This window comes from Pseudomonas sp. CH61 (genome assembly GCF_059429415.1).
In genome coordinates, this window is record NZ_CM182098.1 from 5,724,299 (window position 1) to 5,748,074 (window position 23,776).

At 60.5% G+C, this 23,776-nt stretch carries 19 protein-coding genes; 10 read left to right on the top strand and 9 right to left on the bottom strand.

Annotated elements, in window-relative coordinates; all coding sequences use genetic code 11:
* Nucleotides 1-166: 166 nt before the first annotated feature.
* Complete coding sequence (gene lpdA / locus AC5SEM_RS25840) at nucleotides 167-1,567, top strand: dihydrolipoyl dehydrogenase (protein WP_495471559.1); 1,401 nt, start codon at nucleotides 167-169, stop codon at nucleotides 1,565-1,567.
* Nucleotides 1,568-1,697: 130 nt separating this feature from the next.
* On the opposite strand, the gene AC5SEM_RS25845 is transcribed toward lpdA, so the two are convergent.
* On the bottom strand, nucleotides 1,698-2,171 hold the full coding sequence (locus AC5SEM_RS25845) for an Lrp/AsnC family transcriptional regulator (RefSeq protein WP_077575134.1): 474 nt from the start codon (nucleotides 2,169-2,171) through the stop codon (nucleotides 1,698-1,700).
* Between the two features lie 144 nt (nucleotides 2,172-2,315).
* Between AC5SEM_RS25845 and AC5SEM_RS25850 the strand changes: the two genes are divergently transcribed.
* Entirely contained in the window at nucleotides 2,316-2,945 is a 630-nt protein-coding gene (locus AC5SEM_RS25850; RefSeq protein WP_495471560.1) for a LysE family translocator, read from the top strand.
* Here AC5SEM_RS25850 and AC5SEM_RS25855 read toward each other — a convergent pair.
* The 7 genes from AC5SEM_RS25855 to AC5SEM_RS25885 form a co-directional block, all read right to left on the bottom strand.
* Entirely contained in the window at nucleotides 2,942-5,080 is a 2,139-nt protein-coding gene (locus tag AC5SEM_RS25855) for a hypothetical protein (protein WP_495471561.1), read from the bottom strand. The two genes, AC5SEM_RS25850 and AC5SEM_RS25855, sit on opposite strands and share 4 nt — an antisense overlap.
* Nucleotides 5,067-6,251 (bottom strand): DUF3142 domain-containing protein, encoded by a 1,185-nt coding sequence (locus tag AC5SEM_RS25860; protein ID WP_495471562.1) that lies wholly within the window; start codon nucleotides 6,249-6,251, stop codon nucleotides 5,067-5,069. Before AC5SEM_RS25860 ends, AC5SEM_RS25855 begins: the two co-directional genes overlap by 14 nt.
* 134 nt (nucleotides 6,252-6,385) lie before the next feature.
* Nucleotides 6,386-7,225 carry a class I SAM-dependent methyltransferase gene (locus tag AC5SEM_RS25865; protein WP_495471563.1) on the bottom strand — a complete coding sequence of 280 codons (840 nt, stop codon included), beginning with the start codon at nucleotides 7,223-7,225 and terminating at the stop codon, nucleotides 6,386-6,388.
* Nucleotides 7,219-8,373 carry an acyltransferase family protein gene (locus tag AC5SEM_RS25870; RefSeq protein ID WP_495471564.1) on the bottom strand — a complete coding sequence of 385 codons (1,155 nt, stop codon included), beginning with the start codon at nucleotides 8,371-8,373 and terminating at the stop codon, nucleotides 7,219-7,221. The genes AC5SEM_RS25865 and AC5SEM_RS25870 overlap by 7 nt, the downstream gene beginning before the upstream one ends.
* Nucleotides 8,370-9,242, bottom strand: a complete 873-nt coding sequence (locus AC5SEM_RS25875) for a class I SAM-dependent methyltransferase (RefSeq protein ID WP_495471565.1) — start codon at nucleotides 9,240-9,242, stop codon at nucleotides 8,370-8,372. The genes AC5SEM_RS25870 and AC5SEM_RS25875 overlap by 4 nt, the downstream gene beginning before the upstream one ends.
* Nucleotides 9,239-10,543 carry a glycosyltransferase gene (locus AC5SEM_RS25880; protein WP_495471566.1) on the bottom strand — a complete coding sequence of 435 codons (1,305 nt, stop codon included), beginning with the start codon at nucleotides 10,541-10,543 and terminating at the stop codon, nucleotides 9,239-9,241. Before AC5SEM_RS25880 ends, AC5SEM_RS25875 begins: the two co-directional genes overlap by 4 nt.
* Nucleotides 10,537-12,135, bottom strand: coding sequence for a glycosyltransferase (locus tag AC5SEM_RS25885; protein ID WP_495471567.1), 1,599 nt, complete (start codon nucleotides 12,133-12,135; stop codon nucleotides 10,537-10,539). Before AC5SEM_RS25885 ends, AC5SEM_RS25880 begins: the two co-directional genes overlap by 7 nt.
* Before the next feature lie 427 nt (nucleotides 12,136-12,562).
* Between AC5SEM_RS25885 and AC5SEM_RS25890 the strand changes: the two genes are divergently transcribed.
* The 8 genes from AC5SEM_RS25890 to AC5SEM_RS25925 are packed head-to-tail and all read left to right on the top strand — an operon-like array spanning nucleotide 12,563 to nucleotide 21,572.
* Nucleotides 12,563-13,477 carry a GDP-mannose 4,6-dehydratase gene (locus AC5SEM_RS25890; RefSeq protein WP_495471568.1) on the top strand — a complete coding sequence of 305 codons (915 nt, stop codon included), beginning with the start codon at nucleotides 12,563-12,565 and terminating at the stop codon, nucleotides 13,475-13,477.
* Complete coding sequence (gmd, locus tag AC5SEM_RS25895) at nucleotides 13,474-14,445, top strand: GDP-mannose 4,6-dehydratase (protein ID WP_011336673.1); 972 nt, start codon at nucleotides 13,474-13,476, stop codon at nucleotides 14,443-14,445. The genes AC5SEM_RS25890 and gmd overlap by 4 nt, the downstream gene beginning before the upstream one ends.
* Before the next feature lie 3 nt (nucleotides 14,446-14,448).
* Nucleotides 14,449-15,891 (top strand): mannose-1-phosphate guanylyltransferase/mannose-6-phosphate isomerase, encoded by a 1,443-nt coding sequence (locus tag AC5SEM_RS25900; protein WP_331693181.1) that lies wholly within the window; start codon nucleotides 14,449-14,451, stop codon nucleotides 15,889-15,891.
* Nucleotides 15,892-16,689, top strand: a complete 798-nt coding sequence (locus AC5SEM_RS25905; RefSeq protein ID WP_495471569.1) for an ABC transporter permease — start codon at nucleotides 15,892-15,894, stop codon at nucleotides 16,687-16,689.
* A complete protein-coding gene (locus AC5SEM_RS25910) occupies nucleotides 16,689-17,954 on the top strand; it encodes an ABC transporter ATP-binding protein (protein WP_495471570.1) in 1,266 nt (421 codons plus the stop codon). Before AC5SEM_RS25905 ends, AC5SEM_RS25910 begins: the two co-directional genes overlap by 1 nt.
* Complete coding sequence (locus tag AC5SEM_RS25915) at nucleotides 17,951-19,327, top strand: glycosyltransferase family 4 protein (RefSeq protein ID WP_495471571.1); 1,377 nt, start codon at nucleotides 17,951-17,953, stop codon at nucleotides 19,325-19,327. The genes AC5SEM_RS25910 and AC5SEM_RS25915 overlap by 4 nt, the downstream gene beginning before the upstream one ends.
* On the top strand, nucleotides 19,311-20,441 hold the full coding sequence (locus AC5SEM_RS25920; protein WP_495471572.1) for a glycosyltransferase family 4 protein: 1,131 nt from the start codon (nucleotides 19,311-19,313) through the stop codon (nucleotides 20,439-20,441). Before AC5SEM_RS25915 ends, AC5SEM_RS25920 begins: the two co-directional genes overlap by 17 nt.
* On the top strand, nucleotides 20,442-21,572 hold the full coding sequence (locus AC5SEM_RS25925) for a glycosyltransferase family 4 protein (RefSeq protein ID WP_495471573.1): 1,131 nt from the start codon (nucleotides 20,442-20,444) through the stop codon (nucleotides 21,570-21,572). It abuts the gene before it with no gap.
* 137 nt (nucleotides 21,573-21,709) lie between these two features.
* On the opposite strand, the gene AC5SEM_RS25930 is transcribed toward AC5SEM_RS25925, so the two are convergent.
* Nucleotides 21,710-23,740 carry a pyridoxamine 5'-phosphate oxidase family protein gene (locus AC5SEM_RS25930; protein WP_495471574.1) on the bottom strand — a complete coding sequence of 677 codons (2,031 nt, stop codon included), beginning with the start codon at nucleotides 23,738-23,740 and terminating at the stop codon, nucleotides 21,710-21,712.
* Nucleotides 23,741-23,776 lie beyond the last annotated feature (36 nt).

A 23,776-nucleotide genomic window follows, 5' to 3' on the forward strand; every position in this document is an offset into this window, starting at 1 on the left:
ACGAAGTAGGTGAAATATTCGTACACAATTACGCTTATTCAAAGACGCCCAACCTGTCGCTTGCCTGAAGCCTTGACCGAAATGCCTGGAAACGCACATATTACGTTCGTAATTTTTATCCAGAACTACTTTTAGCGATCCGCGTCCATCAAACAGGAGCAAGCGCATGAGCAACTATGACGTAGTGATTCTGGGCGGCGGCCCCGGTGGCTATAACGCGGCGATCCGCGCCGGCCAGTTGGGCCTCAAGGCCGCATGTGTGGAAGGTCGTGCGACGCTGGGCGGCACCTGCCTGAACGTCGGTTGCATGCCGTCAAAAGCCCTGTTGCATGCCTCGGAGCTGTACGACGCGGCAATGGGTGCGGAATTCGCCAACCTCGGTATCGAGGTCAAACCGACGTTGAATCTCGCGCAGATGATGAAACAGAAAGACGAGAGCGTGGCCGGCCTGACCAAAGGCATCGAATTTCTCTTTCGCAAAAACAAGGTCGAGTGGATCAAGGGCTGGGGCCACATCGATGGCCCGGGCAAGGTCACGGTGACTGACGATCAAGGCAACAAGGTCGAGCTGACTGCCAAGGACATCATTATCGCCACCGGTTCCGAGCCCACTCCCCTGCCCGGCGTCGAGATCGACAACCAGCGCATTCTTGATTCAACGGGCGCGCTGTCGCTGAGCGAAGTGCCCAAGCATCTGGTGGTGATCGGTGCCGGAGTGATTGGCCTGGAACTGGGCTCGGTATGGCGGCGTCTGGGCGCGCAGGTCACCGTGGTCGAATACCTTGATCGCATCTGTCCGGGCGTCGATAGCGAGGCTGGAAAGACCCTGCAACGCTCGCTGAGCAAACAAGGCATCGCCTTCAAGCTGAGTTCGAAAGTCACCAGCGCCACGTCTTCCGCCAACGGCGTGCAGCTCAGCGTCGAGCCTGCTGCGGGCGGCACTGCCGAGTTGCTTGAAGCCGATTACGTGCTGGTCGCTATCGGTCGTCGCCCGTACACCCAAGGGCTCGGTCTGGAAAACGTCGGCCTGAGCACTGACAAGCGCGGCATGCTCGCCAACAAACAGCATCGCACCGAAGCCGCCGGGGTTTGGGTGATTGGCGACGTGACCTCCGGGCCGATGCTCGCGCACAAGGCTGAAGACGAAGCCATGGCCTGCGTCGAGCAGATCCACGGCAAGGCTGGCGAGGTCAATTACGACCTGATCCCCAACGTGATCTACACCAAGCCGGAACTGGCCAGCGTCGGCAAGACCGAAGAACAGCTCAAGGCCGAGGGCCGCGCCTACAAGGTCGGCAAGTTTCCGTTCACCGCCAACAGCCGGGCGAAGATCAACCATGAGACCGAGGGCTTTGCCAAAGTCCTCGCCGATGAGCGCACCGATGAAGTCCTCGGCGTACACCTGGTCGGCCCGAGTGTGAGTGAAATGATTGGCGAGTTCTGTGTGGCGATGGAGTTCAGTGCTTCGGCTGAGGACATTGCTTTGACTTGCCATCCGCATCCAACAAGATCAGAGGCGTTGCGCCAGGCGGCGATGAATGTCGAGGGGATGGCGACGCAGATGTAGGCAGGAAATACATCAGGTGACTGGACGTCCGCTATCGCGAGCAGGCTCACTCCTACAGTTGACCGAGTTCTTCAGAAACACCGCGATCAATGTAGGAGTGAGCCTGCTCGCGATTGGGGACACCTCGGTCTCAGGCAGGAAGATGCCCCAACGGCAAAGCACCCGGCGTCTTCACCGTATGAATCGCAAAGTTGCTGCGAATATCGCTCACCCCCGGCAGTTTCAACAGGCAGCCGCTGAGAAAACGGTCATACGCACGCAAATCCGGCACCACCACCTGCAGCAAAAAGTCCGATTCCCCCGACACCAGAAACGCGGAGATTACTTCCGGCAACGCCGTCACTGCGGTGTAAAACGCCGCAGCCTGTTCATCGTTGTGGCGCTCGACCTTGACCCCGACAAACACCGTCAGCCCCAGCCCGACCTCATCGCGATCGAGATTGGCCTGATAGCCGCGAATCACCCCAGCCTCTTCCAGCATCCGCACCCGGCGCAGGCACGGCGAGGCCGACAAGCCGATTTCATCCGCCAGCTCGACATTGCTCAGGCGCCCGTTACGTTGCAGGGCCGCGAGAATCTTGCGATCGAAGGCATCGAGTTTCATGTTTGGCAGATCCCGATAGTCGTTACGTCGAAAGCCAGCAGGTTATGCTAAAACAGCAGGCTTTTGAAGCGGACTACGCAAGCACCTGCCTCACCTTTCGGCCCTAGACTTGGCGCACCGAATCGACAACGAAAGGGGTGTAGCGTGGCGAGTCTCTGGCTGTTTTTCCTGGCGTTGGCCGTGGTCTATCTGCTGCCCGGCCCGGACATGATCCTGCTTTTGCAAACCGGTGCCCGGCAAGGGCGCGGCGCAGCGCTGGCCACAGCCATCGGTCTGGGCGTTGCCCGTGGTTGTCACGTGGCCCTGGCGGCATTGGGGCTGGCCGCGCTGTTCAAAGCGGCGCCGTGGACATTCGAAGTGGTGCGATTGGCGGGGGCGGCGTATCTGTTGTGGATCGGCATTCAATGCCTGCGCAGCACCCTGCTGCCGAACCTGAATGCTGACGAAGTTATTAGCTCCCAAGGCCAATGGCGCGAAGCGATCCGTCGTGGCCTGCTGACCAATCTGCTCAATCCCAAGGCGTTGCTGTTCTGCTCGGTGCTCCTGCCGCAATTCATCGTCAATGACGGCGCACCGGTACTGAGCCAGTTCGCCGTGCTGGGCATGCTGCTGGTCGGCGTCGGCCTGCTCTTCGACAGCGCCTACGCCCTCACCGGCGCCGCGCTGGGTCGTTGGCTGCAACACAGTCCAACGGCCCAACGCGTACAACAATGGCTGTTCGGCAGTCTGTTGATCGGTTTCGCCGTGCGCCTGACCTTCGTCCAGCAGGCTTAGCCTTTGCGGGCCTTGCGCTGGCGTCGGCTGATCAAGAGCAAGGCAGCGGCCGCGACCAGCACAACGGCACCGATCTGCACCGGCCATTTGTACGGCCGCAGCGACGAGCGCACAGCATCCGTTACCTGAGTGACATAACGCTTGTCGGCGTTTTCGAAATCCGGGTACGGGCACTGATTGCCGAAGTCCACCGCCCACGGTACGAACGGGCCTTCCTTGATGTAGCGCTGATACAGCGCGCTCTGATCTTCCAGGCTGCTGTTCCAGCCAGCGGCGTTGCACAGCACAGCGGCAAATGCCTGACTGGTGTGCGGCAGGTTGTCAGCGGCGCGCCCGGCCAGCTCGGTGGCGACGAAACGGTAGTGATAGCGCTGATCCGGCTTCGCTTCGCTGGCGACCTGACGCTGCACTTCGGCTTCACTTACCAGCGGGCCGACTTTCAGCTCCGTGCTTTCCAGACTGTAGTTGCCACCGAACGTGGCGTAGTCCGGCGCCATTTCGTAACCGAGAATATCCATGCCCCACTCGCGAGCTGTCCACGCGGCGTTGTACAGCGCACTCGCACGTTTGCTCGGCCACCACGCAGCATCGGCCTTGAGCCGTTGTTCGCCGTAGAGTCGGGCCTTGTTTTGCAGGTCGGGATTGTCGAAATAAGCGACCGCATCGGCGTAATGCCCCTCACGCAGCAAACGCCGACCGAGCAGATTACGCAGATTGGCGGCGACCGGCAGCGGCACGTAGTTGTCGCGCTCCTGCTGAGTCAACGCCGGCGGCGCAGGGACGTTGTCGTCGACGTATTTTTTCAGTTCTTCGAGCGTCAGCACGCGCTCGGCCACGCTCGCGGCATCGAACCAGTAGACACTGTTGCTGCGATACAACTGCACGAAGGCTTGCAGGTATTCGCCGCGCTGCAAGGCAAGAATCGCACTTTCGCCCTCGACCCGGCACTTCGGCTGAACGGCTTCATACGCCCAGTCCGGTGTGCGCCGGTAACCCCAGTCTTCGCTCTGCGGGAAGGCCTGCGCGGCTTTCGAATAGGCGGCGGCCGCGGCATTTCTATCGCCGTCACGCACCGCCAGTTTCGCCCGTAGCCACCATGCCAGTCCGCCGTCACCGGCGTTTCCAAGGAAAGCTTTGGCGCTGGCGTAATCACCTTGTTGATAACTCATCGCCGCCAGACGATCAGCATTGTCGAGGCTGCCACGGGTGCTGTTTTGCAGCAGCTTGACCAGTTTTTTCTCGTTCGGCGGCTCATCGCCAAACGACCAGCCCTGGCGGCTTACCAGCGATGCCGTGACCAGTTGCTGCACGGCTTTGTGCTGCAGCAACTCGGCCAGTTCGGCCGCGGGCAACTCCGCCAGTTCATTCATCAATTGCTTGAGCGAGGTGTAACCCACGGCCGAGCCGTGCAGGTTCTGTGCTTCATACAATTCGATGGCGCCGCTCCAGTCGCCCGCCGTGCGCAACACCCGCGCCTCTTCACCGAGGCTGGCAACACCCAACTCCAGCGGATCGCTGAAACCGTCGATGCTCAGTTGCCGGGCCTGGCGGAACGCGTCACGCGATCGCTCCAGCGCCTCGACCGCATCCCCACCTTCGCTGCTCATCGCGAACCAGGTACGTCCCATCGAATACGCCGCCCACGTGCTGCGCAACGGACGCTGATCTGCTGGCAGGGCCAGCAGCTTGTTGAAATACTCGACAGCGAGTTGATGATCGCCCGTGGCAAACGCCACCGCACCGGCGACGTACAAACGGAATTCCGCTGGCAGACTGGCGCCCTGCGCCTCGACCTGTTGGGCATCGGTCAGACCGCGCAGTTGTTTGACCAACGCTTGCTGCTCGGCGCTCAGTCCGGCCTGTTCGGCCTTCTCCCGGGCCTCGGCGGCCGCGTTTTCTTCACCGTACATATCGTTGGGATTGTGCGTCGCCGCCGTGACGTTTTTCAGCCCGGCGATGGTTTTGCCGAGGCGGCTGAGTTCGAAGTTGAAGTTGCCCTCAGGCAGATCCGCGAGGGTCTGCCCGCGATTGTCGAGCAGGCGCATGGGGAAATCCGGCCCGCAGGCGAACGCCGAACCCAGCGGCAGGCAGAGGCTCAGGCAGAGCAGATGGCGGGGCCAGTTACGGGTCAACATGCGAACCTCCTTGATCAATATTTGCGCAACGCGCCCAACCGATGGCGCGTTGTCCGCCCGCCGGCAATCGGCCGTCGCGCAGGCGGGTGAAGGTAAGCAGATCCGGGCTTTGTTGCAACGAGTAACCGGCGAGCGCATCGGCGCCTTCACAGCTTTGCGCCTTCAGCGTGATCCGCACCGGCCAGGCACTGTCGAGATTGCCCGGGTTGTCGAGCCTGATGTCGTAGAGAGCGTTGTGTTCGCTCAACACCACGCCGAGCTGACTGGCGAGTTGCTCACCACGGGCGACTGCGCGCAGGGTGGTCAGACTCCAGGCACGGCGATCATTGACCAGCGGCAAGCGAAACCAGATCAACCCGGCCAGATGCGCCGGCGGATCTTCGCGCAACGTCTTGCCGAGTTGGCTCAATTGCAGCGGATCGGCGAGCAGTTCCTGGCGCTCGCCACCGCGCTCAAGTTGCACCTCGCTTTCCACCACCGGCGCCCCGCCGTCATCCGGCAACAGCGCGACGCCGTAAGCTGGCAGCGCAAGATAAAAAGGTTTATCGGTGATTCGCGCCCAGGCCTTGGCCCACTTCGACGCCTGATCGGAATCGAAGAGCCCTCGACGCGGGTCACTGACGGCGTGGACTTGCAGCACGCTGCTGTCGACGGTTTGCAGGAGTACGGGCAATTGCGAACTATCGAGCCAGGCTGGCAGCGCGGTGATGCTTAGCGGGATGTCCGTCGGCAATGCCACGCGCAGATGTTTGAGGAATTCAGCGTAGGCCGGCAAGCGCGCGTTACCGGCGTCGTGATCAATCTCGACGCCGCTCAGCGTCAGACCTTGCGCCTGCCAATCGGCGAGCACCTGCAGAATCTGCGCGGTGACCTGCTCCTGATCCAGCGACTTGAGCTGGCCGTCGAGTCGAATCACGGCAATCAACGGTCGGCCGTCAGCTTTCAATAACGGCGCATCGATTCGCGCGCGGCTCCATCCGGCATTTGGAAAGGCTTGCAGTGCGAGGACGCGTAGCGTTGAGAAATCCTGGCGACTGTCACGCAGCGCCGCCTCGTGGGCCGGCGTCCATTGACGTTGCCAGATGTAGAGTTGTTGGTCGAGGGGTGGCGCGTCTTGCTGCTTGCAACCCACAAGCAAGATGCCCAAGAACAGACCCACAATAAATCGCATACCTTCCAACCCCCTGACACCACAAGGCTGCAAGGGTACACAAAAACCCTGTAGGAGCTGTCGAGTGAAACGAGGCTGCGATCTATTGACCTTGTTTTTCAGGATCAAGATCAAAAGATCGCAGCGTGCCGCAGCTACAGGGGTGCGGCGGGTTTACGGGCGATGATCACCTGGCTCTTCGCAACCACCGCATCCAGCGCCTGTTTGATCTGCGCGCCACGCGACGAGTCCAGCACGGCTTGCCAGGTGTCGGCCCAGTGATTGAGCAGCGGATGATCCGGGTTGCTGAAATCGACCTTGGCTTCCCAGAACAGCAGCATCCACATCGACCAGTAAAAACCGTACTGGCTGTGGCTGACGATCTCCAGCCCGGCCTCACTGACCAGCGCCTTGAACTGCTCTTCGCTGATGATGCGAATGTGATTGGGCTTTTGGAAATACTCGGCCGCAGCGATGTCTTTCTGCAAGTCTTCGGAGCTTGGGTGTGGCACGCTCAGCAAGTACAAGGCACCCGGTTTGCCGACACGCACCAGTTCGGCGAGGAACTGCGCCGGATCATCGACGTGCTCGATGACTTCGGTGGAGACCACGCGCGTTGCGGTGCCATCGGCGATCGGCAACGGATTGCAATCGGTGACGTGGCATTCGATGTCCCGTGCCGGCGTATCGCTCAGGCGCTGACGAGTCGCTTCGACCTTGGCGGCGTCGATGTCGGCGATGATGATCTTCGCCCCGCGCATGCCGCAAAAATGCACGTTGCCGCCATCACCGCAGCCGACATCAAGCAGGATGTCATCGGCAGACACCACAAAGCCTTTGAACAGCTCGTTGGTTTCCTGGTTGAACCAGCCGCTGAGCTTGGCATCGTACAGGCCGAGCATGTACGGATCGACCTTGCTGGCGACCGGTTCCACTGCCTGCGTGGGCGCCGGTGCTGGCGTCGCCGCCGTGAGTTTCTTCAGTAGGCTCAGCATGAGGTGGCTCCGGAGGATGGGACGGTGGATCGGGACGTACCGAGGCGTCGCACGAGCGCGGCACCACGGTCGCGCATGGGCATTTCGACCAAGCGGTAATTGAGTTCGCTGAGCAACACGATCAGGCCGAAAGCGATCATCAGCGTCAGGACGGGATGGCCGGCAGGGCTGGACAAACCAGCGCCCTGCAAGCGAAAGATCAGCTCACGCACCAGTTGATAGGCGGGGATGTGAATCAGGTAGATGCCATAGGACCGGCTACCGATCCATCCCAGCAGCCGCTGCATCGCGCCAGCGGGCATCAGGTAATTGCGGTTATACGATGCGATCCACACCAGTATTGCGCTCAGTACGGCGATTGAACCGATGCGGTACCAGGCGAACGTGAAGCGATCGGTGGCCATGAAACTCAACAGTGCGCCGATCAGCATCAACGCCGACATCCCGACCCATGGCCGATCGAGAAAAATCGGCCGCCAACGCTGATAACTCGGCTGCGCACTCCACATCGCCAGCAATACACCGAGGGCCAGCGCATCAGTCCGCACCACCATCAGCAACGGCGTGCGCAGGCTGAAAATCTGCACGGCGACCAGCGCCAGCAATGCCCACACCAGATGTTTGCGACAGAGCAGAATCAGCAGCGGGAACAGCAGATAGAACTGCTCCTCCAGTGCCAGGCTCCAGTAGACGAAACTGCTGCCGTACTCGTACCGGAAGAAGCTGTCGGCAAAACGCAAGTTGGCGTACTGCAACACCCCGGCCAGCGTCGCTTGCAGGTTGGCGGACAACGTACCGAACGCCCCAGAACGATTGAGAAACACGCACGCCAGCAACATCAGCGCCAGCCATAGCCAGGCCGACGGCAATAACCGGAAAACCCGGCGAAGCCAGAAATTGCGCGTCTGCTGCCAGTATTCCTGGCGGGTTGTACAGCCTTGCAGCGCCGGGATCAGGCTTCGGGCAATGACAAACCCGGAGATGGCGAAAAACAGATCAACGCCCCACCACGGCTGCGCCCAGGCATGGATCTTTTCCAGCGACGGCACGACATCGGTGAACAGGCTCCCCTGCAAGTGATGGAACAGCACGCCCAATACGGCAACTGCGCGCAGCACTTCAATGTCCATGATCCGTTTGCCGCTCATGGTGCCTCCCCCACAACCGGCTTGCGGGCGATGATCACCTGGCTCTTGGGCATGAAGCGGTCAAGCGTCTGCTTGATCGCCAGTCCGCCCGGTTGAGCGAGCAGGTCTTGCCAGGTCTTGGCCCAGCCCTCCATCAATGGCATGAAGGGCTCCTGAATCCGGTCACGCACCGCACCGCCCGGGTCACGTCCGGCAGCCCGTTCGCCGGCCCAGAAAAAGATCATGCCCATCACCCAGAAAAACCCGCTGGCCTGACGATGTTCGATCACCAGACCGGCCTCTTCTACCAGCGCAGCGAAGCGCTCCGGGGTGAAAATCTGCACATGGTTGGGCGACTGATAGTAACTGTCCGGAGCGATGCCTTTTTGCAGGTGTTCGCCCGCCGGTGCCGGCACGCTGAACAGATATTGCGCACCCGGGCGCCCCATCCGCACCAGTTCGGCCATGAACGGTTGGGGCTGGTCAATGTGCTCCAGCACCTCCATGCACACCACTTTACTGGCGCAGCCGTCAGCCAGTGGCAGCGGCAGGCTATTGCTGACCAGCCCCAGACTGGCTTTGCCGCTTTGCGCTTCGACCTGCCGTGCGAGCTCGCGCACCTTGGCGTGTTCGCTGTCGGTAAAAATCACCGAAGCGCCCTGACGCACGGCAAACAGGGTCGCCACGCCTTCGCCGCAACCGACATCCAGCAACGTATCGTCGGCGCTGATCGCAAAGCCCTTGAGCAACTCGCCGCTGTCATTCAAGAACCAACCGTCGAGCACGGCGTCATGTAAACCGACGTCGCGAGGCGACATCTTGGCCGACGGTGCCGACAGCGGTTGCGCGGCACGCGCCGGACGCCATCGTGCGAGCAGACGCCGGATCATGCGAGCGTGACTTGCGCAGGCAACGATCCGCGGGCTTGCAGTGGCTGCACAAAAAAATCGCGCAATCTCTGCTCGGTGCTGGCCTGACTACAGAATCGCTGCAGACTGCGAATCGCCTCGGCGGACATCGCGGCGTAACGCGGCTCATCGGTTTTTGCCACGTCATAGCTGGCGCGATACGCCAGACACAGCGAATCCCAATCGGTGATGTAACGCATCGTGCGATAGGCCGCACGCGGGTCATGAGGCCAGGCGGTGAGCTCTTCGGTGAAGTCGACGATAAATGCATTATCGCTGCTCACATAATCGGCCATTGCGGTGTTCAACGGCGCAATCGCCGGTTTGCCGCAAGACATGAACTCCATCAACGGCAGGCACTGTCCTTCGCCGTAAGAACTGTTGACCACGTAGCTGGTGGCCTGCACCAGGGCTTCGTAATCGGCATCCGCCAGATAACCATGGATCAGCACGATCCGGCACTGATACGACTGGTTCTTGTACAAGTGATGCAGCATGTCGCTCAGCGCATCGGCGATGTCATGGTGGGTCAGCTTGAGCACCAGGGTCACGTCGCTGATGTCGCGAAACGTGGTGCAGAACGCGCTGACCATATCCTGCCAATTCTTGCGGCCGTCGTATGGGTTGAACACCGAGGTGTAGACCACGCCTTCCAGCTGCAATTGGCAATCCTGCGGCGGTCCTGCAAAGGACATCGGCGTTCCTTCGCGCAATCGCGGTGGGCCATACGGCCGCAAGTCCGTGCGACGACTGTCGATCAGCAATCCGCGCAGGTTCAGCGTCACAAGGTCAACCACCGGACGCTTGGTCAATTGCTCACCGCGAGCGGCAAAGCGATCCCACACCGGAGCCGGGATCGCGCAGATCGGATAGTCCGCCCCCATCACGTCGCGCACCGCGTTCACCGTGAACGTTGAATGCGTAATCGCCCGGCCACACGCCTGCAGCACCACACGCCAATCGTGGCGGGATTCGCCCTGCCAGCTTTCAGTCGGAATGGTGCTGAATTCCCAGGCGAACACCGGGATGGTCGGGCATGCGTAATGAATGGGCGTGCGATGCGGCGGCGAGAACGACAGAAAGACGCAGTCCTCGCCCCGGCTCAAGCAATCGAAATACAAACGATCCACCAGCTCGTCAGGGTTACTGACTTCAATCACCTGACCGATTCGTTCGAGAACGGGGCGAAACTCCTTGAGCACGAAGTAGTAGCTGTACTCCGGCCGGCCGAGGTTCTGCTGGATATTGCTCTTGTTGGTTTCCGAATGAATGATGATCAGCATGAGGCTGCTCCGGTCTCGACCGCCACCGAAGTCATTTCGCTATTGGCCCTCAGACCGAAAAACGCCTCCGCACGCTGCTGCACAGGCGTAAAACCGCAGTATTCACGCATCCGCTCAGCAGCGGCAGCGGCCATCGCCAAGTAAGCCTGTGGATGGTTTTTGGCCATGGCGTAGCTGTCCTCGTAGGCGGTTTTCAACGATCCCCAGTCGGGACGATGGCGCAGCGTGCGATAGAGGATGCGCACGTCCTCCGGCCAGATGGTCGGCTCGCGGCTGGACTTGACGATGAAAGCGACGCGTTCGTCGATGTAGTCGCCCATCGCGGTGTGGTTCGGCGCAATCACCGGGCGGGCACACGACATGAACTCCATCAACGGCAGGCACAACCCTTCGCAGCGCGACGCATTGACGTAGAAACTCGCAGCGCCATACAGCCGGGCGAATTCCTCTTCTTCCAGATAGCCATGCATGACCACCACGCGACAGGCGAATGGCGACAGCTGCGAGAGCAACGTAATGAGATGAACGTAATAGCTCGACAGATCGTTTTGGGTGATTTTCAGCACCAGCGTCGCGTCGTCGACATCCCGCATGGCCCAGCAGAAGGCAGTGATCAGGTGATGCCAGTTCTTGCGCCCGTCCTCGGGGTTGAACACGCTGACGTATACCACGCCGCTGACGTCGATCTGTACGTGCTGAGTGGTATCGGGGAGCAAGGCTTGCGGGTGCTCAGCCGACGGTACGGGCTCGGCAACGGGGTCAGGCAACTCGGGGCGTTTTTCGCGGCCCGAGCCAGGCAGCAAATCACTGACGGCTTCGCGATACCACTGCAACAGGTTGTGCTTGAGCAGAAACAGCGGTCGATGCTCGGAGGCTGTCGCGACGGCTCTGTAGCCCTCGACCAAGTAATGCTTGGTGATGAAAGCGCGCCGTCGCAGGGTCAGTGCCGGAAAAGGTTCCGCAATCGGCTCCGGCACGGGCTCGATCACTTGCAGTGTTTGCAGTTGCTGCTCGCTGAGTATCGGTGCGATCAAGCCATCGGCCGACAGTCCCAGCGCATGGCTGTCGATGATGCAGCCCTTGATCTGCAACGTGGTGCCCGGGTTTACCGGGACACTCGGACAGTCTCGCCGCACCTGTGCGAAGCGTTCCCACAGCGGCGTGGGCAATACCAGCACGGGGAATTCTTCACCCAGACTGCGACGGATGGCCTGCGCGGTGTGGGTGGACAACGTAATCACCCGGCCATGGCGGGCCAGTGTCTGGCGCCAGTCCTGGCGCACATCGTCGTCAGCGTATTCGCTGGGGATCGAGTCATATTCCCAGGCAATCACGCACACCATCGGGCACTGCAAGCCGATCGGGGTTTTATGCGGCGGAGCAAACGAAAGGAACAGGCATTCCTGACCGGCCTGGCGCAATTGCAGATACAGCGGATCAACGTCGTCAGTCGACGCGACCACATGCACGCGGCCAAGGCTTTCCAGCACTGGGCGATAAGCCTTGAGCACGAAATAGTAGCTGTATTCGGGACGCCCGAGACTTCGGCTGATGGAGCGGTCGTTGACGTCCGAGTAAAGAATGAAATTCATGGCATCCCACGATGAAGCAGCCGTCCCGGCAACCTCATGCTATGACGACCCGGCGTTGGATCGAGCCGCAATAACGCAGCTAGTCCATCATATTCAGGTACGTCTTCGTTCTTGTTTTAGTGGTCAGTTTCACCCTGCTTGCGCCATGCCCACGGCGGACCAGGGGGAATGGCGACGAGGGCCATTCTAAACACATCCATCAAGGATCCGGGAACCGCCCGACGAGAATAAATCGGACTACGCTGACGAGAACTGACCGGTCACGGTTTGGCCTGTTGAAATTGCTGCGCAATTGGCACAGATTGGTAACAAACAACTACAACAACTGACTTCGCCCGTCTTTCACCCGGTTTTTCCTTCGGTCTGACAGACCTCTCCTTAAAGCCTGTGAGAAAGTGGCGCAAGTTCAAGACCAAGGGGTCGCTGTTTGAAAAAGCGTCTGTTCGTCACGGGCCTCACTGGCTTCGTGGGACAACATCTTCAGTCGCGTCTGGCATTGCCTGATTCGTCGTGGGAGCTGCTGCCTGCCGCCTCGCCCTACGACCTCACGAATGCTGACAGCCTCAACGATCTGTGGCCGCAGATGCCCGATGCGGTGATTCATCTGGCCGGGCAGACCTTCGTCCCGGAAGCCTTCCGTGATCCGGCGCGCACCTTCGACATCAATCTTTTCGGCACTCTCAATCTGCTGCAGGCGCTCAAGGCGCGTGGCTTTGCCGGCACCTTCCTCTACGTCAGCTCCGGCGATGTCTACGGTCAAGTCAGCGAAAGCGATCTGCCGATCAGCGAGCAACAGTCGCCCTGCCCGCGCAATCCTTACGCGGTGAGCAAACTCTCGGCCGAATTTCTCAGCCTGCAATGGGGCCTGAGTGAAGGCTGGCCGGTGTTGGTGGCGCGTCCGTTCAACCACATTGGTAGCGGGCAGAAAGACAGTTTTGTCATCGCCAGTGCCGCCCGCCAGATAAGTCGCATCAAACAGGGCCTTCAAGCACCGCAACTGGAGGTTGGCGACATCGACGTGACGCGAGATTTCCTTGATGTCGGCGATGTGATCTCGGCCTACTTCGCGCTGCTGGAAAAAGGCACACCCGGACAGGTCTACAACATCTGCTCGGGCCGCGAGCAAAGCATCCGCAGCCTGATCGAGCAGCTCGGCGATCTGGCTGAAGTCGAGATGCAACTGGTGCAAGACCCCGCGCGCATGCGCCGCGCCGATCAGCGTCGCGTTTGTGGCAGCCACAACAGGCTGACCCAGACCACAGGATGGACGCCTGAAATCACCACACAACAATCCCTGCGGGCGATCCTGTCCGACTGGGAGACGCGAGTACGACAAGAATGACAAAAAGTGCACTGATCACAGGGATCACCGGCCAGGACGGCGCGTATCTGGCCAAGCTGTTGCTCGACAAGGGCTACAAGGTTCACGGCCTCGTCGCACGGCGCAGCAGCGATTCGCGCTGGCGCCTGCGCGAGATGGGCGTCGAAGCCGACATCGTCTATCTGGACGGTGACATGGCCGACGCCTGCTCGGTACAGCGTGCAGTCATCAAATCGGCGCCGGACGAGGTCTATAACCTCGCCGCGCAAAGCTTCGTCGCCGCCTCGTGGGATCAACCGGTGACCACCGGTATCGTCGATGGCCTGGGCGTTACTCACTTGCTCGAAGCGATCCGTCAGTTCAGTCCGCACACACGCTTTTATCAGGCCTCGACCAGCGAAATGTTCGGCTTGATCCAGGCTGAGCAGCAGGATGAAAACACCCCGTTCTACCCGCGCAGCCCTTACGGCGTGGCCAAGCTCTACGGTCACTGGATCACTGTCAACTACCGCGAAAGCTTCAACCTGCACGCCAGCAGCGGCATTCTCTTCAACCACGAATCGCCGCTGCGCGGCATCGAATTCGTGACGCGCAAGGTCACCGATGCCGCCGCACGCATCAAGCAAGGCAAACAGCAGGAGCTGGCCCTGGGCAACATCGATGCGAAACGCGACTGGGGTTTTGCCGGCGACTACGTCGAAGCCATGTGGCTGATGCTGCAACAGGACAAGCCTGACGATTTTGTCGTCGCCACCGGCGTCACCACCACGGTGCGGGAAATGTGCCGCATCGCCTTCGATCACGTCGGCCTCAACTACCGTGACTACGTGAAAATCGACCCGGCATTCTTCCGCCCGGCCGAAGTCGAAGTGCTGCTCGGCAATCCGGCCAAGGCTCAGCGCGTGCTGGGCTGGAAGCCGAAAACTGACCTGGATACCTTGATCCGCATGATGATGGATGCGGACATGAAACGCGTCGCCAAGGAGTAGGCCATGCTGATCCCCGTGATTCTGTCCGGCGGTGCCGGCACCCGTTTATGGCCGGTGTCCCGCGAGGGCCATCCCAAGCCGTTCATGACCCTGCCCGACGGCCAGTCGCTGCTGGGCAAGACCTATCAGCGTGCTGCCGCGTTGCTGGACGGCTGGGGCGATATCGTCACGGTGACCAACCGCGAGTACTACTTCCAGAGCAAGGATCACTATTGCGCCGCGCACGTGTCGCGCCATCGCGGGCACTTTCTGCTCGAGCCGACCGGCCGCAACACTGCTCCGGCCATCGCTGCGGCGGCGTTGTCGTTGCAAGCATTGCATGGTGATGACGCGATCATGGTGGTGATGCCCGCCGACCATTTGATCGTCAACCAGGACGCGCTGAAAACCGCCGTCGAGCACGCGGTCAATCTGGCCAAAGACGGTTATCTGGTGACCTTCGGTGTGACGCCGACCGCCCCGGAAACCGGCTTCGGCTACATCGAGACCGGCGCCCCGCTGGACGCCAAAGGCGCGGCGAAAGTGCAGCGTTTCGTCGAGAAACCCGACCTGCAAACCGCCACGCATTATCTGCAAAGCGGCAATTTCCTGTGGAACTCAGGGATGTTCTGCTTCACCACCGCAAGTGTGCTGGCCGAGTTGCAACTGCATGCGCCACAGTTGCTGGAACAGACCCGCGCCTGCATGGCGGCAAGCGCCCCGCTGGAAACTGTCGGCTGCCTGCAACAGGAACTGTCGCCAGCGCTGTTCGCCGAGATCACCGACATCTCCATCGACTACGCGTTGATGGAGCGCTCGGAAAAAGTCGTCGTGGTACCCGCAGGTTTCGACTGGAGCGATATCGGTTCCTGGGGCGCCGTCGCGGCTCTGGTACCGGCCGATGCCGATAACAATCGTGCCAGCGGAGAAGCGATTTTCATCGACAGCCACAATAACTTCGTTCAAAGCGAAGGTCGGCTGGTAGCTGCCGTCGGCGTCGACAACCTGATCGTCATCGACACCGCCGACGCCGTACTGGTCGCCCACGCTGATCGTGCGCAGGACGTGCGACGGGTGGCCAAGCAGCTCAAGGACAAATCCCACGAAGCCTACCGCCTGCACCGTACGGTGAGTCGGCCATGGGGCACCTACACCGTGCTTGAGGAAGGCCCGCGCTTCAAGATCAAGCGCATTGTGGTCAAACCCGGCGCCAAGCTGTCTCTGCAAATGCACCATCACCGCAACGAACACTGGGTGGTGGTCGAAGGCATGGCCAAGGTCACCAACAACGGAACCGGCACCCATCTGGTGGCGAAAAACGAATCGACATTCATCGCTGCCGGTCACCGCCATCGCCTGGAAAATCCCGGGGTGATCGATCTGGTGATCATCGAAGTACAAAGCGGCGAATACCTGGGAGAGGACGACATCGTTCGCTTCGAAGACCAATACGGCAGGACGGTTTGAATGCTGCTTTCCCTGTACCGCTCAATGCGCAGTTATCGCGGGTTCATCCTCGGTAGCGTCAAGCGGGAGTTTCAATCACGTTATCGCAACTCGTTGTTCGGCGCGCTGTGGACGGTACTCAACCCGTTGTCGATGATCGTTGTGTACACGGTGATCTTTTCCCAGATCATGCGTGCGCGGCTGCCGGGCGTGGACGATGGCCTGGCCTACAGTGTCTATCTCTGCGCCGGCCTGCTGACCTGGGGTCTGTTCGCGGAAATCACCTCGCGCAGCCAGAGCATGTTTCTGGAAAACGCCAACCTGCTGAAGAAAATCAGCTTCCCGCGCATTTGCCTGCCGGTGATAACCCTGCTCAACGCCGGGATCAACTTTGCGATCATTCTGGCGCTGTTTTTCGGCTTTCTGCTGATCAGCGGGCGCCTGCCCGGCATGGCCCTGCTGGCACTGATCCCGCTGCTGATCCTGCAGGTGATCTTTGCCGCCGGGCTGGGCATGTTACTCGGCATTCTCAATGTGTTCTTTCGCGATGTCGGGCAGATGTTCGGCATCTGCCTGCAGTTCTGGTTCTGGCTGACGCCCATCGTTTACCCGCTGTCGATCCTGCCGCCAGGCATCCAGCACCTCATCAGCCTGAACCCGATGACGGCACTGATGACCAGCTACCAGAACGTGTTCCTCTACAACCAATGGCCGCAGTGGTCGTCACTGACACCGCTGCTGATCATCGGTGTGCTGCTCTGCGCCATGGCGCTGCGTCTGTTCCGTCAGCGTGTCGGTGAAATGGTGGATGAACTCTGATGGGACACATACGCGTCACTGGCCTGGCCAAAGCCTATAAACAGTACCCGAATCGCTGGAGTCGCCTGCTGGAATGGCTGGTGCCGTTCTCGCCGAACCGCCACCACCTGCACTGGGTCTTGCAAGACGTCGATTTCGAGATCAGCCCCGGTGAAGCCGTTGGCATCGTCGGCGTCAACGGCGCGGGCAAAAGCACCCTGCTGAAGATGATCACCGGCACCACCCAACCGACCTGTGGACAGATCCATCTGCAAGGCCGCGTGGCCGCGTTGCTGGAATTGGGCATGGGTTTTCACCCGGACTTTACCGGTCGGCAGAACGCTGTCATGGCCGGTCAGCTGCTGGGCATGCAGGTCGAAGAGATCGAAGCGTTGATGCCGCAAATCGAAAGTTTTGCCGAAATCGGCGAAGCCATCGATCAACCGGTGCGCACCTATTCCAGCGGCATGCAGATGCGCCTGGCATTCAGCGTCGCGACTGCGCGGCGTCCGGACATCCTGATCGTCGACGAAGCGCTGTCAGTGGGCGATGCGTATTTCCAGCATAAAAGTTTCGAGCGCATCCGCAGCTTCCGCAAAGCCGGCACCACCCTGCTGATCGTGTCCCATGACCGCTCGGCCATTCAATCGATCTGCGACACCGCGATTCTGTTGGAAAACGGCCGGTTGGCCATGCGTGGCAAACCCGAAGAAGTCATGGATTACTACAACGCCATGCTGGCCCAGCGCGAAGGCCAGACCGTGCGCCAGGAGATGCTCGCCAATGGCCAGGTACAGACCATTTCCGGCACCGGCGAAGCCGGGATTCTCAGCGTGCGCCTGCTCGATGCGCAGGGCCGCAGCCTTGAAGTCGCGGAGGTCGGTCAGCCTGTGGTGCTGGAAGTGCAGACCGAAATTCGTGAAGACATCGAGCGGCTGATTCTCGGCTTCATGATCAAGGATCGTCTGGGCCAAGCCATTTATGGCATCAACACCCATCGCCTCGACAAAGCGATTACCGAGCTGAGTGCCGGCGAGCGCGTGACCTTTCGTTTCGCTTTCGACATGCGACTGGGCAAGGGTAACTACTCAGTGGCGTTGAGCCTGTCACGTCTGGACTCGCACCTGGATCGCAACTTCGAGTGGCGCGACTACGGTTTGATCTTCCACGTGATCAACAATCGCCAGGAAGACTTTGTCGGCTGCTCATGGCTGCAGGCCCGGACCGAAATCACCCGCACCCGTGAAAACCTTGTAAAAACGCCTGATACGGAGATCTTGCGATGACACGATTGTTGGTGGAGTGCACCTACGTATTCGAACATCCCTCCGCCAACTCGGGCATTCAACGTGTTGTACGCAACGTCATTCAGCAGTTGCCGGCGGCCGATGAAACCGTCGAATGCATCCCGGTGGTGATGATCAATGGCGGTTTGTACGAAGTTAAAAGTCTGGCGCCGCTGAAGTCCACGAAGCTCGACCTGATGGGTCTGCGGGTGAAACTGGAACAGTGGGCCAACGCCTTCTGGCTACGTCACCGGGCAGTGGAACGGCGCTGGCCGTTCAACCGGTCGCATTTCACCCGTCGGGTGCTATACGTCGGCTGCCGGCTCACGGCATTCGCTTGTTTGAGCTTGCCCATGCGTCTGCTTGAACGAGTCCTCAAGGGCCAACATATTCCCGAGCGCTGCGTACCGCTGGCCCACCGGGCAGGCGATCAATTGGTGCTGCTCGATTCATCCTGGCACGCCAACTTTTTCCCCCTCGCCGAGCAACTCAAGCGTGAGGGTGTGGGCATCATTTCAGTGATTTACGACCTGATCCCCCTGACCCACCCGCAGTTTTGCGATGCCGGGCTGGTCAAAGTGTTCAACGACTGGTTCGACTGGATCGCGCGCACCGCCGACGGCTATGTCGCGATCTCGACCACGATCCGCGATCAGGTGCGCGAGGAAATGCTGCGCCGGATCGGCACGCAACAGGTCGGGCAGCGCTGGTTCGATTACTTCCACCTCGGCTCCGAGCTGGACTTGAGCGAGGCCGATGCCAAGGTCGACCGTGGCCTGCTGGACATGTTCCAGACGGCTGACCCGGTGTTTCTCATGGTCAGCACCATCGAGCCGCGCAAAAACCATGCGTACCTGCTCGAGGCGTTTGAGCTCGCCTGGGCAACAGGATCGAAAGCGCGGTTATGCATCGTCGGCAAGATTGGCTGGAAGTGCGACGCACTGATCGAACGAATCCGCCAGCATCCCGAGCTGAACCGACGTTTGTTCATGTACAACTCGCTCTCGGACAAAAGTCTCGAACACGCCTACTCCCACGCCACGGCGCTGGTGTTTCCGTCCCATGTCGAAGGTTTCGGCTTGCCACTGGTGGAAGCCATGCAACGCAAGTTACCGGCAATGGCCAGCGATATTCCGGTGTTCCGCGAGATCGGCGGCGACTACATGGCGTATTTCGACCTGGCGAATCCACAGAGTCTGAGCGATCTGGTGACCGGCATGGAGCGCTCCGGCGAGTTTCCGGCAGCGCTGGGCCTCGAACAATGGCGCTGGCTGAGTTGGCGCGAAGCGAGCGCCCAATTGGTCGAGCGTATTGAGCGCAACTTGCATGCATCGTTGCCTGCCCCTGAGAGCCAGCATGCGCATTGCTCTTAACGCGCGCATTCTTCAGGCGCCGCGCACCGGCATCGGCCATTACGTTGCCGAGCTGGTCAACGCCTTGCGCAGCGAGCCCGACGTTGATGTGACATTGTTCCACGGCTGGGGCTGGAGCTCGGCGCTGCCGGAAGCGGCCATGCCCGGTTACTCGCGCCTGACGCCGCTACTGCGACAGATTCCCGGGGCCTATCAGGCGCGTCGCTGGCTGGAGCAGAAACGCTTCGATCAGGGCCGCGCGCAAGGCATCGACCTCTATCACGAACCGAGCCTGTGGCCACTGGCCTTCGACGGCCCGACCGTGATCACCCTGCATGACCTGACGCACCTGCATTTCCCCGAGACCCAGCCCGCGGCGCGGCTCAAGGAAATCGAGCGTCGATTGGCTGTTGGGGTGCAACAGGCGCAGGTGATTCTCACCGACTCGCAAGCGATTGCCGACGAAGCTCAAGCGTATTTCGGCCTGCCTGCCGAGCGTTTTGTGGTGGCACCACTGGGGGTCGCCGCGCGCTTTCATCCGCGCGAGGCGAGCGCCATTGACGCAGTGCTCAAAGCGCACGCGGTAGAAGCGCGGGAGTATTTTCTCTGTGTGGGCACGCTGGAGCCGCGCAAGAACCTTGGCCTGGCCCTGCGCGCCCATGCCCTGCTGCCGGAGGCAGTACGTCAGCGCTTTCCACTGCTGATCGTCGGCATGGCCGGATGGGAGCGCGAGCAATTCAGTGAAGCGTTGCGTCTGGCACTGGCCAGCGGGCATGTGTGCCTGCTCGGTTATCTGCCCGACGAACAAGTGGCGCAGCTTTTGGCCGGCGCCCGAGCGCTGATTTTTCCGTCGCTGTATGAAGGTTTTGGTCTGCCGGTACTGGAGGCCATGGCCAGCGGCACTCCGGTGCTGCTCACGCGTTCTTCGGCGATGCCGGAAGTCGCCGGTGCAGCGGGCAACTATATTGAAGCTGACGATGCAGAAGGCCTGCGTGATGCGCTGAGCCGACTGATCGACGATCAAGCGCATTGGCAGGCATGCCAAGAAGCCGGGTTGCAGCAGTCACGGCTTTTTTCCTGGGAGCGTTGTGCACAGGCCACGGCCAGTGCCTACCGCCAGGCCATGGGAGGTTGAATGCGAGTTCTTCATTTTTTCAAGACGTACCTGCCTGACTCGGTCGGCGGTATTGAGCAAGTGATCTTCCAGCTCTGCGAAAGCGGCGCCCAGCACGGCATCGACGGCCAGGTGCTGACGCTCAGCGCGGATCCGACGCCGGCCGTGGTGAAATTGGGTCAGCATGAAGTGCACCGGGCCAAACTCGACATCCAGTTCGCCTCCACCGGTTTTTCCTGGAGCGTGTTCAAACAGTTTCGCGAGATGGCGGCCGAAGCCGACGTGGTCAACTATCACTTCCCGTGGCCATTCATGGACCTGGTGCATTTTGCCAGCGCCAGGAACAAACCCACTGTGGTGACTTACCACTCGGACATCATTCGCCAGAAGCACCTGCTCAAACTCTACCGGCCACTGATGAACCGCTTCCTCGCCAGTGCCGACCGCATCGTTGCCGCTTCGCCAAACTACCTGCACACCAGCGATGTGCTGCAGCAGTTTCAGGACAAGACCCGGGTGATTCCCTACGGTTTGAACAAGGCCGGTTATCCACAGCCCGATCCCGAACGAATGAATCGCTGGCGCCAGCAGGTTGGGGATAAGTTTTTTCTGTTTGTCGGCGTGATGCGTTACTACAAAGGCCTGCACATTTTGCTGGAGGCCCTGAAAGATGTGGATTATCCCGTGGTCATTGTCGGCGCCGGGCCGCTGGAACTGGAGCTGCACGCTCAGGCGCAGGCGTTGGGCCTGCGCAACATACACTTCCTCGGGCGTCTGGGTGACGAAGACAAAGTCGCACTGCTGCAACTGAGCTACGCCATTGTGTTCCCGTCGCACCTGCGCTCGGAAGCGTTCGGCATTTCTTTGCTGGAAGGCGCAATGTACGGCAAACCGATGATCTCCAGCGAGATCGGCACCGGCACCAGCTACATCAATATCCACAACGAAACCGGGCTGGTTGTTCCGCCCAGTCATCCACAGGCGTTTCGCGAGGCGATGCGCACGCTGTGGGAGGATCCGGAGCGGGCAGCTGCGATGGGCGTAAAAGCTGAAGCACGTTATCGGCAGTTGTTCACAGCCGACGACATGGGCCGCAAGTGGACAGAGCTGTATCAGGAATTGCTGGAGGAGAAATCGCTGTCCTACGCCTGAACCCTGTTCTGGAACACATACCAAGTGTGGGAGCGAGCCTGCTCGCGAATGCGGTCTGTCAGCAACAATGATGTTGACTGAGCCGACGCATTCGCGAGCAGGCTCGCTCCCACAGGGTATTTGTGGTGGGTTCGCAATTACAGATCCAGCACTAAAGGCTGCGTGCTTTGTGCCGGAACGGCACAGCAAATCAGCACATGCCCCGCTTCCGGAATGTCCGCCGGCACCTGTGGATAATTCACCGCACCACTGACCAGCCGGGTCTTGCAGGTACCGCACGAACCACCTCGGCAACTGAACTCCGGGCGCAGTCCGCGACTTTCCGCCAGTTCCAGCAAACTCCCGCCATCCGGCTGCCAACGCGCCTCTTTCGCCGAGCGCTCGAACACCACCGGCACCGAAGTCGTCGCTGCGGGCGGTTGCTCGATCACGATCGCATCCGCATCGGCCTGACGTTTCAGCGTCGACGGCCCGAAGGTTTCCGCATGAATCTGCGCATCGCGCACATCCAGTTCGCGCAGGGTGTCGTACAGTCCTTGGGTAAAACCACCGGGGCCGCAGAGCACAAAGTCGAGCTGGTCGAAATCCTCGGCATCCAGCAGGTTTCTCAGCACGGTGCCGTCGATGCGCCCATGCACATCGAAATCCTCGCCCTCTTGCAGATCGGCTTCCGGCTGGCTGAGCAAGCGCAGGACTCGCACAGAGTCGCCTGCGGCTTCGAGCAAACGATCCAGCTCCCTGCGAAACGGCTGATCGGCGAGGCTGCGTGAACTCTGCAGCAACAATGTCGGACGAATCCCCCGAGTGCGTAAGCCTTGGTAAACCACCTCACGCAACATCGACAGCAACGGCGTGATTCCTACCCCGGCCGCCAACAGCACCAACGGTCGGTGCTCCAGCGGTGCGACGGTGAAATGCCCTTGTGGTGCCCGCGCTTCCAGTACATCGCCGACGTGGATCTGCTCATGCAGATGCGATGAAATCAGCCCTTCGCGCTTGACGCTGATGCGGTAGAACCCATCCGACGGCGCACTCGAAAGACTGTAGGTGCGGATATGCACCTCGCCATTAATCGTGAAACGCAGCGGCAAATGCTGGCCCGCGAGAAACACCGGCAAACCGGCGCCATCGGTTGGCTCCAGATAGATTGAACGGATGCTGCGGCTTTCCGCCTCAATCTTCGCCACGCGCAACGGCCGCCATTGATTGCCCAGCGCCTGCGCCTGCAAACGCGCATCGGCTTCGGCCCAGTTACCGGTCAAAAGACTGGTCGGCGACATGCCGTCGAAACGCCAGCGCAATGCCAGGGCTGCGGGGCGCCGCACCAGTTTCTCCACTTCAAACGTCCACAGCCGTTCCGCGCCTTGAAAGGCCTCGATCTGCGGGTCATCGAGAAGGATCTCGGTGCGCCCGCTGAGTTGCAGCAGATCGCCTGTGGAAAAGTCGATGAACAACAAGCCAGCCTTGGGATTGAGCAGTAGATTGCCCAAGGTGTTGAAGTGCAGGTTGCCGGCGAAATCGGGGATGGTCAGACGATTGCCTTCCACCCGCACGAAACCGGCTTGGCCACCCCGGTGGGAAACATCCACGGAGCGCTGGCCCTCGACATCGACATAACTGGCGACAAAGAACGTATCGGCGCCAGCGATCAGCGCAACGGCCGCGTCATCAAGGCCGTGCAGATACTCAGCCGGGCGGGTCTGCGGATCCGTCAGCGGCACCCGCTGAAACTGGCGCAGTTGAATGTATTGCGGGCAGTTGCCGAAGGCCTGATCCACGCTCACCTCAAAACCCTGAGCGCTCAGATTGCCGACATGGCCGTTAAGGCGATTGCGCCGGCGGGTGTGCAATTCGATGCCGAGCAAACCGATCGGTTCGCCATTGCGTAGTTGCGCCGGGTCATCGGCAGCAACCTGGCTGGCGAAATGCAGATGCTCGGGATCCGGCGAATGGGCAAACCCCGGCGCGCCTTCGAGCACACTGGCCCACGGGCGCCCATCTGCATCGACTGCGCCGTACAGCATGAAGGGCAGTTGCTGATAGAACTCACGGTGCTGATCCGGCATCCAGGTGCGAATCACCTTGCGCCCGAAGGCTTCCATGCGTTCGGCAACCCCGACCTTCGCTTGCAACTGTTGCTCGCCAGCGTGCCACGGTGAACGTTCCATCACGACCTCTCCCCTGCACCGTCGGCGCAGTGTGGA